Source organism: Streptomyces sp. NPDC054863 (assembly GCF_053610825.1).
The window spans coordinates 1-9163 of record NZ_JBSGZD010000311.1; the positions used below are offsets into that span (position 1 = coordinate 1).

Annotated in this window: 6 protein-coding genes and 1 pseudogene; 3 read left to right on the forward strand and 4 right to left on the reverse strand. The window is 70.6% G+C overall.

The features are described 5' to 3' along the window. Positions 1-856 precede the first annotated feature (856 nt). The gene (locus ACWGIG_RS33270) at positions 857-2677 is read left to right on the forward strand and encodes a prolyl oligopeptidase family serine peptidase (protein ID WP_453325417.1); all 1821 of its coding nucleotides are present in this window, start codon (positions 857-859) and stop codon (positions 2675-2677) included. Between the two features lie 72 nt (positions 2678-2749). Further along, positions 2750-3805 carry an SURF1 family protein gene (locus tag ACWGIG_RS33275; protein WP_453325418.1) on the forward strand — a complete coding sequence of 352 codons (1056 nt, stop codon included), beginning with the start codon at positions 2750-2752 and terminating at the stop codon, positions 3803-3805. Here ACWGIG_RS33275 and ACWGIG_RS33280 read toward each other — a convergent pair. Then, positions 3775-5070: a hypothetical protein gene (locus tag ACWGIG_RS33280; protein WP_453325419.1), complete on the reverse strand. Its 1296-nt coding sequence runs from the start codon at positions 5068-5070 to the stop codon at positions 3775-3777. The two genes, ACWGIG_RS33275 and ACWGIG_RS33280, sit on opposite strands and share 31 nt — an antisense overlap. Positions 5071-5231: 161 nt before the next feature. Beyond that, a pseudogene (locus ACWGIG_RS33285) lies at positions 5232-5727 on the reverse strand (SigE family RNA polymerase sigma factor). A gap of 94 nt (positions 5728-5821) precedes the next feature. Between ACWGIG_RS33285 and ACWGIG_RS33290 the strand changes: the two are divergent. Further along, a complete protein-coding gene (locus ACWGIG_RS33290) occupies positions 5822-6199 on the forward strand; it encodes a hypothetical protein (RefSeq protein WP_453325420.1) in 378 nt (125 codons plus the stop codon). A 255-nt stretch (positions 6200-6454) separates the two neighbouring features. On the opposite strand, the gene ACWGIG_RS33295 is transcribed toward ACWGIG_RS33290, so the two are convergent. After that, positions 6455-7516 carry an aspartate-semialdehyde dehydrogenase gene (locus ACWGIG_RS33295; RefSeq protein WP_453325421.1) on the reverse strand — a complete coding sequence of 354 codons (1062 nt, stop codon included), beginning with the start codon at positions 7514-7516 and terminating at the stop codon, positions 6455-6457. Continuing rightward, positions 7513-8784: an aspartate kinase gene (locus tag ACWGIG_RS33300; protein WP_453325422.1), complete on the reverse strand. Its 1272-nt coding sequence runs from the start codon at positions 8782-8784 to the stop codon at positions 7513-7515. Before ACWGIG_RS33300 ends, ACWGIG_RS33295 begins: the two co-directional genes overlap by 4 nt. Between the last annotated feature and the right edge of the window lie 379 nt (positions 8785-9163).

Here is a 9163-nt window from a genome sequence, read left to right on the forward strand (position 1 = left end):
GTGCCATATGGCACCCGGGCCCCGAAGGAACTGCTACACCATCTGCCGGCTCTGTTACTGCGCCGGCCCTCTGTGTCTGCAGACCCGACCTGAAAGCCGTCGGGGGTGCAGGGATCGCGGTTGCTTGACCGGAGACCACCTCACTATCGATGTCCTGCGGTACCCGAGTTCAAGAATTCCACCCGGGCGATCCTGATGGCGCCTGGCTCCTCCGTTTCTTTCCCTCTTCGATCAATTACTCATCTACTGCTGGAACTGCTGGTACTACTGCTACTGCTTTTCTGCGTACTGCTCAGTGGCCAGAAAAAGCGCCACTCTCCGGCAGCCAGCCCCGTCACCCGTCCTGCATCTGCTCTGGCTTGGAACCCCACTGCCGAACTTCCCGGTGCGCGCGTCCGCAGCCGACGCCTTCACCGAGGTGCTGCTCACTGACTTCGCTGCTGAGTACTGCACTTGCGGGTACTGCATTTGCGGGTACTGCATTTGCGGGTACTGCACTTGTGTCAACTGCGGTACTGCTCATGGCGGCCCCTCATCACTGCGGGCCACCCGGTCCGGTCGTCAGCCCCGTCGCCGTCCTGCACAACCATGGCTTCGAAACTCCACCACCGCACCGTCCTGCGCACTGCAACTGCGGTTACTGCTGCCCGGCAGTTCGTTTCTGCCCGGCCCTGCTGTCTCTCTGGGCTACGAGAGAAACCATAACCACACCACCACCCGATGTCTACCCCGGCCGACATAGATTTCCGCGCGTCGGATGGAGAGATAGTCGGCCTCGCCCACGGAGAGTCACAGGGGCCGGGATTCCTGTTGAGCTGGGCTGCGGGTCGCGCGGCGGGTCCTGTTTGATGGGGGGATGAGTCGTGATGAGAGCAGTGGTGTGACGGACGTTCCCCGGTGGGAGCAGCGGTTTCGGGCGGCTCGCGTGTCGTTGCCCGAGTGGGCGGAGCAGGCTCCTGAGCGGGCGTTGTTCGTGTCCAACGCGACGGGGACGTTCGAGTTGTACGCCTGGGACCGGGAGAGCGGGGCCCAGCGGCAGGTGACGGACCGGGCCAACGGGACGACCGACGGGGTGCTGGCGCCGGACGGGGAATTCGTGTGGTGGTTCGACGACACCGACGGCGACGAGTTCGGGGTGTGGAAGCGGCAGCCGTTCGAGGGCGGGGCCGACGTGGTCGCCGTGGAGGGGCTCGCGGCTTCCTATCCGGCGGGGCTTGCGCTGGGGCTCGACGGGACCGTGGTCGTGGGGCGGTCGACCGATGAGGACGGGACGACCGTTCATGTCGTACGGGGGGTGGGTGAGGCCGCGGAGTCGGTGGAGGTCTACCGGCACCGGGAGTCCGCCGGGGTCGGGGACCTGAGTCATGACTCCACGCTGCTGGCCATCGAGCACACCGAGCACGGCGATGCCATGCATTCGTCGTTGCGGGTGCTGCGGGTGGCGGACGGCAGCACCGTCGCGGAGCTGGACGACAGCGAGGGCGGGACCAAGGAGCTCGGTCTTGAGGTGCTCGGGTTCTCGCCGGTGGACGGCGACAGCCGGCTGCTGGTGGGGCACCAGCGGCGGGGGCGTTGGGAGCCGATGATCTGGGACCCGGTGACGGGGGCCGAGACCGAGCTGGGGATCGATCTGCCGGGAGACGTCAGTGCGGACTGGTATCCGGACGGGTCGGCGCTGATCGTCGGGCACAGCTTCGAGGCGCGCGGGGAACTGTGGCGGTACGAGATCGAGGGCAGGGTGCTGACGCGGTTGGAGACGCCCGCGGGATCGGTTTCCGGGGCCACCGCGCGGCCCGACGGGTCCGTCGAGTACATGTGGTCGTCGGCCGCCGAGCCGCCTGTCGTACGGTCGACCAGCGGTGGCGTCGTGCTCGATCCGCCCGGGGCCAGGGCGCCGGCGTCCGTACCGGTCGAGACGGTGTGGGTGGACGGGCCCGGGGGGCGGATCCACGCGCTCGTACAGCGGCCCGGCGGCGAGGCGGGGGACGGGCCGTTCCCGACCGTCTTCGAGGTGCACGGGGGGCCGACGTGGCACGACAGCGACTCGTTCGCCGCCGGTCCTGCCGCCTGGGTCGACCACGGGTTCGCCGTCGTACGCGTCAACTACCGCGGTTCGACCGGGTACGGGCGGGAGTGGACCGACGCCCTCAAGCACCGGGTGGGGCTGATCGAGCTGGAGGACATCGAGGCCGTACGGGCCTGGGCCGTGGAGTCCTCTCTCGCCGACCCCGCGCGGATCGTGCTGTCCGGCGGGTCGTGGGGCGGATACCTGACGCTGCTCGGCATCGGTACGCAGCCAAAGGCGTGGGCGCTCGGGCTGGCCGCCGTGCCGGTCGCCGACTACATGACGGCGTACGAGGACGAGATGGAGGCCCTCAAGGCGCTGGACCGGACGCTGTTCGGAGGGACGCCCGAGGAGGTGCCGGAGCGGTTCCGCGTGTCGTCGCCGCTGACGTACGTCGACGACGTGAAGGCGCCCGTCTACATCTCGGCGGGCATGAACGACCCGCGCTGTCCGATCCGGCAGATCGACAACTACGTCGACCGGCTGGCGGCCCGCGGCGCCGTCCACGAGGTGTACCGGTACGACGCCGGACACGGCTCGCTCGTCGTCGAGGAGCGGATCAAGCAGGTGCGGCTGGAGATCGACTTCGTGCAGCGGCATTTGAAGGCGTAGCGGCTCCGCCCGGTTCGGGTTCCGGACTGCCCCGCCCTCCGGTGGGGCGGTCCGGGAACGTACCGTAGAAGCGTGTACCGGTTTCTGCTGACTCCGCGCTGGTGGGGGATCAACCTCTTCGTCGTGCTCGCCATCCCCTTCTGCATCTTCATGGGGTCCTGGCAGCTCGGCCGCTTCGAGGACCGGGTCGACTCGCACCGCAGTGCGGAGAAGGCCCCCGATCCCGCGAAGCAGGCCGCCGTGCCGCTGGAGGAGCTGCTGCCCGTCTCCATGGAGACTTCGGGCAAGCAGGCGAAGGTGAGCGGATGGTACGCGGAACAGCTCCTCGTGCCCGGGCGGAAGCTCGACGACCGGGACGGGTACTACGTCCTGGGGATGCTGAAGACCGCCAAGGGCGGGGGCAAGGGCCTGCCGGTCGTACGGGGCTGGGTCGCCGGGGATGCGCGCGGTGCCACCGCGCCGCCCGCGCCCACCGGCGAAGTCACCGTGACCGGGGCCCTCCAGGCCTCCGAGAACTCTCAGACGGACGGCGTGAACGCCTCCGGCGGGCTGCCGGACGGGCAGGTCGGAATGATCAGTTCCGCGACGCTCGTCAATCTCGTGCCGTACGGGGTGTACGACGCCTGGATCACGCAGAGCGCGAGCGAGGGCGGGCCGGAGGGCGGGCTGAAGGCGGTGCCCGCGGTGGCTCCGCAGGGCAGTGGGCTCGATCTGAAGGCGTTCCAGAACCTCGGGTACACCGGCGAGTGGTTCGTCTTCGCCGGGTTCGTGCTCTTCATGTGGTTCCGGCTGGCGCGGCGGGAGGCGGAGACCGCGCGGGACCTCGCGTTGGGGATTCCGACGGAGGACCTCGCGGAGGGAACCGCGGGAGGGACTGCTGCCGGGGCGCCCGGAGCTGCTGCCGGGGAAGCGTCAGGCCGGGCTGCCGAAGGGACCGCCGACGAAGCGTCCCGTCAGGCATCCGAGGGGACCGCCGAGGAAGCGTCCGGTCAGGCATCCGAAGGGACCGCCGACGAAGCGTCCGGTCAGGCATCCGAGGGGACCGCCGAGGAAGCGTCCGGTCAGGCATCCGAGGGGACCGCCGAGGAAGCGTCCGGTCAGGGCGCGTCCAGTACGCCCGTCCGGTAGATCGTTCCCGCGCACGCGTTGGGGATCGTGGCCTCCGCGCTCGGAGCGCCCGGTTCCGCCGTGTGTGTCACGGCGACCTTGCCGTCCTTCGGTTCGCCGTCCTCCGTACCCAGTTGCGTGGTCGCGCCGCCCGCGGGGGCCGTGCCGGCCTCGCCGCCCGTCTCGGGGACCTTGCCGCCCGTCTCGCCACCGCCCGCGGCGGCACCGCCGGCGTCCTGGCCGCCCGGCTCGCCACCGCCGTTGGTGGGCGTGGGGTCCGGGGACGCGCCCGTCTTGGGGCAGGTGTCCTGCGGGACCCAGGCGAACTTCACCTCGTACGCCGCCTCCGGCGGAAGCACCAGGCTGCGGGCCTCCTTCGCGGGGTCGGGCAGGCCTGCCGCCGGGTCCCCCGAGGTGTGCTCGACGACCTTGATGCGGGACTCGTCGGCGGCGCCCATCGCCTGGAAGTTCATGCTGCCGCCGCCGGGCACGGCGCACTCGACGCCGGACTTGTTGGCGATCCGGAAGGTGCCGTAGACCTTGCCCTGGGCGTCCGGGGCGCCGGTGGTCGCCTTGACGACCTCCAGCTGCTTGCCGTCGCAGGCGGGCTTCTCGGGCTTCGTCACGTCCTGTTCGTACGCCCCGGGGCCGTCGCCGCCACCGCTGTCGGTGCCGCTCTCGCCGGTGTTCGGGCTGCCCGACTCGGACTCCTTCTGCTTGCCTTCGGGGTCCTTGCCGCCGGGATCCTTGCCCGGATCCTTGCTCTGCGGGCCTTCGGTGTTCTGCTCGCCGCCGCCGGAACCCGCGTCCGTACCGCCGGACTCGATTCCCTCGGTGCTCTCGGAGTGGCCCGCGTTCGCCGAGTTGGCGGTGGCGGCGCCGCCGGACCGGGACACGTGCAGGAACGCCGGGACCGCGGTTCCTATCAGCAGGGCCGCCGCTGCCACCCCGACCACCGCCTGACGGCGCCTGGTGCGGCGGAGCGGGACGGCCCGGCGCAGGTGGTCGAGGGCGCCGTCGGAGGGCGCCAGGCCCTCCACCGCGCCGTGCATGAGGCGGCGGAGGGCGAGCTCGTCGGGGCTCAGGGCGGGGGCACCGGAGGGACCGGGAGGGCCGGAGGTGTCAGGGGTGCCGGGGGGCCCAGCGGCCGGGCCGTGGCCGGGGAGCGCTCCGCGAGTGCCGCCCCCGAAGGTGCCGCCCGTGGAGCCGGCTCCGAAGCCGCTTCCGTTCGTCGGCGGGTTCTCTCGCCCGTGGCGCTCTTCGCGCCCGTCGCGCCCGTCGTTCACAATCCGTTTTCCAGTCCGGTCGTATCTCGGCCCGTCCGGCCCGTACCGCGCATGGTGGTCGCGGCGATCACCGCGCCCGTGACGGTCGTTTCCGTACCCGTCCGGCCCGCCCGGCCCACCGGGTTCCACCGGCCCACCCGTGCTCCCGCCGTTGCTCCCGTTCATGCGGTCGCCTCCATCGCGACGCGCAGCGCCGCGATCCCGCGTGAACCGTACGCCTTCACCGACCCCAGCGATATTCCGAGGACCTCGGCGACCTGCGCCTCCGTCATGTCCGAGAAGTAGCGCAGGCTCAGCACCTCGCGCTGGCGCCGTTGCAGCCCGCGCATCGCCTTGATCAGCGCGTCCCGCTCCAGGCTGACGTACGCCCCCTCCTCGGCGGACGCCATGTCCGGCATCGGCTTGGAGAGGAGCTTGAGGCCGAGGATGCGGCGGCGCAGGGCAGAGCGCGAGAGGTTGACGACGGTCTGGCGGAGGTACGCGAGGGTCTTCTCGGGCTCCCGGACCCGCCCGCGAGTGCACCCGGATGAACGCCTCCTGCACGACGTCCTCGCAGGACGCGACGTCGTCGAGCAGCAGCGCCGCGAGCCCGAGCAGCGAGCGGTAGTGCGCACGGTAGGTCTCGGTCAGGTGGTCGACGGTGGTGCCCTCTGCCAGGGTCTTCTCGTCAGCGGCCACGAGCGCGGGCCCGTACGTCGAGGAGTCCAGTACCTGAGCAGACTGTTCCGGTACGAGGGCGGGCCCGGCCGACGTGACCGGCCCGTCCGACGCAAGCGGCCCGACCGACGTGACCGGCGAAACCGCCGTGACCGACGTGACCGACGTGACCGACGTGACCGGCGTGACCGAAGTGACCGGCGAAGCCGAAGTGATCGGCACGGTCGACGTGGCCGGCGCGCTCGACACGACCGGCGAAGCAGGCCGCGCCGCCGGCATGGGAGCGATCACCGGCATGCCGCCGGGCGCGCGGGACGTACGCCGCGGGCGCACTGACGCGCCGCGCAGCGAGACCGCCGTGATGTCGAGAACCTCTGCTGCCACACCTGTTGGACACGCTTCTCCCCGTCAGGGTTGTACGCGCAGGACGCCGCTTTTGACGGAGTGCTCGCCGGTGAATGCGATGCACTGATTCGCCCCATGCGTAACCGCCCCTCCCCATTGCCCCAATTTTCCCCCAGCAGAAGGGATCGCCGTGGCCTCTTCCGAGGGCGACAGAAGAGACGCCCCGCGCCCAACTGCCGGTTCCCACAAGGCCAGAGGCATTTTCCCCGATCCCCGGGCGGGACCGGTCACACCGCTGGCATCCCCGCCGCACATCCACCCCATGTGGCCCAGACCCGTTACCCATGCACAGGGTGTTCACAGATCCTACAAACAATTCCGGTCAGTTCGGCGCGAGTTCCGAAGCGATCAATTCGGCGATCTGCACCGTATTCAGGGCAGATCCCTTCCGCAGATTGTCGCCGCAGACGAAGAGTTCCAGCGCTTGGGGATCATCCATCGAGCGGCGCACCCTGCCGACCCACGTCGGATCGGTGCCGACCACGTCGGCGGGGGTGGGGAAATCGCCCGCGGCCGGATCGTCGAAGAGGACCACGCCGGGGGCGGTGGCGAGGATCTCCTCGGCCCGTCCGACGGTCACCTCGGACTCGAAGCGGGCGTGCACGGAGGCGGAGTGGACGCTGATCACGGGGACCCGTACGCAGGTCGCGGTGACCCGCAGTTCGGGCAGGCCGAGGATCTTGCGGGACTCGTCCCGGATCTTCAGCTCCTCGGACGACCACCCGCCGTCCGCCGGGGTGCCCACCCACGGCACGACGTTGAGCGCGAGCGGCGCCGGGAAGGGGCCGAGGTCGTCGCCGACCGTCCGCCGTACGCCGCCGGGGGTGGTGCCCGCGTCGGGCTCCCCCGCCAGCAGCGAGAGCTGGGCGCGCAGGGTGTCGATGCCGCGCTGTCCCGCGCCGCTGGCCGCCTGGTACGAGGAGACGACGAGCTCGGTGAGCCCGAACTCGGCGTGCAGGGCGCCGAGCGCCACGATCATCGACAGGGTGGTGCAGTTGGGGGTCGCGACGATGCCCCGCGGACGCACCCGCGCACAGTGCGGGTTGACCTCGGGGACGACCAGCGGCACGTCCGCCCTGGCCCGGAAGGCGGCGGAGTTGTCCACCACGACCGCGCCCTTGGCGACGGCGACCGGCGCCCACTGCGCGGCCACCTCGTCGGGCACGTCGAACAGCGCGACGTCGACACCCTCCAGGGCCTCTTCGCTCAGCGCCACGACCTCGACCTGCTCGCCGCGCACGGCCAGCGCGGAGCCGGCCGTGCGCGGGGAGGACAGGAGTCGGATCTCGCCCCAGACGTCGGCGTGCTGCGACAGGATCTGGAGCATGACCCGGCCGACCGCCCCGGTCGCCCCGACGACCGCGAGCGTCGGCTTGTCGGTCACCTTCCGGTGCCTCCGTAGACCACGGCCTCGTCGGACTCCGTGTCGAGCCCGAAGGCCGTGTGCACGGCGCGTACGGCCTCGTTGACGTCGTCGGCGCGGGTGACGACCGAGATGCGGATCTCGGAGGTCGAGATCAGCTCGATGTTCACGCCCGCGTCGGACAGGGCCTCGAAGAAGCCCGCCGTGACGCCGGGGTTGGTCTTCATGCCCGCGCCGACCAGGGAGATCTTGCCGATCTGGTCGTCGTAGCGCAGCGAGTCGTAGCCGACGAGCGCACGCGCCTTCTCCAGCGCGTCGGTGGCCTTGCGGCCCTCGGTCTTCGGCAGCGTGAAGGAGATGTCGGTCAGCCCGGTCGACGCCGCCGACACGTTCTGCACGATCATGTCGATGTTGATCTCGGCGTCCGCGATGGCGCGGAAAATCGCCGCGGCCTCGCCCGGCTTGTCCGGCACTCCGACGACCGTGACCTTGGCCTCGGACACGTCGTGGGCGACTCCGGAGATGATGGCCTGCTCCACCTGCTGGTCCCCTTGCGGCTCGTTGCTTACCCACGTCCCGCGCAGCCCCGAGAAGGACGACCGCACGTGGATCGGGATGTTGTATCGGCGTGCGTACTCCACGCAGCGGTGCAGCAGCACCTTGGAGCCGGAGGCGGCGAGCTCCAGCATGTCCTCGAAGGAGATCCAGTCGATCTTCTTCGCCTTCTTCACCACGCGCGGGTCGGCGGTGAACACGCCGTCCACGTCGGTGTAGATCTCGCAGACCTCGGCGTCGAGGGCCGCCGCCAGCGCGACGGCGGTCGTGTCCGAGCCGCCGCGGCCCAGCGTGGTGATGTCCTTCTTGTCCTGGGACACGCCCTGGAAGCCGGCGACGATCGCGATGTTGCCCTCGTCGAGCGCGGTACGAATCCGCCCCGGCGTGACATCGATGATGCGCGCCTTGTTGTGGACCGAGTCGGTGATGACGCCGGCCTGGCTGCCCGTGAAGGACTGGGCCTCGTGGCCCAGGTTTTTGATCGCCATGGCCAGCAGGGCCATGGAGATCCGCTCTCCTGCGGTCAGCAGCATGTCGAATTCGCGACCGGCAGGAATCGGAGATACCTGTCCGGCGAGGTCGATCAGCTCATCCGTGGTGTCGCCCATCGCGGACACCACGACAACGACCTGATGGCCGTTCTTCTTGGCATCCACGATCCGCTTGGCGACACGCTTGATGCCCTCGGCATCGGCGACGGAGGAGCCTCCGTACTTCTGCACGACAAGGCCCACGTGCGCTCCTCGTTAGTCCATGGCGGCAGTTCATTACTGCGCTCGGGTCAGTTTAACGAGCAGGCCGGTCACGCCGGGCGGGTATCGCATCGTGAGACATCTCGCTCACCCACTGGTCCCGCCCGTCGTCCTGCCTGCTCGACGGGGATGCTGCCCCGCTCCTGGATGCGTACGCGGAAGGTGTGCCGGGTCACACGCGAACCCGGCGGGGACGCCGGACGGCGCCGCGGCCCGCCGCACCGTCCTCGCGTCGGCCGAAGGGCTTTGCGGTACGGGGACGGGGGCGGCCCGCCCGCGGGCGGCGCCCCCCCCCCCCCACCCCCCCAGGGACGACCGGCGGAGGAGGCCCCCCCCCCCCCACCACAGACCCACCACCCCC

What these genes read in the sequence shown, in the direction of transcription:
- ACWGIG_RS33270 (WP_453325417.1), top strand. Translation starts at nt 857, where the DNA reads ATGAGTCGTGATGAGAGCAGTGGTGTGACGGACGTTCCCCGGTGGGAG.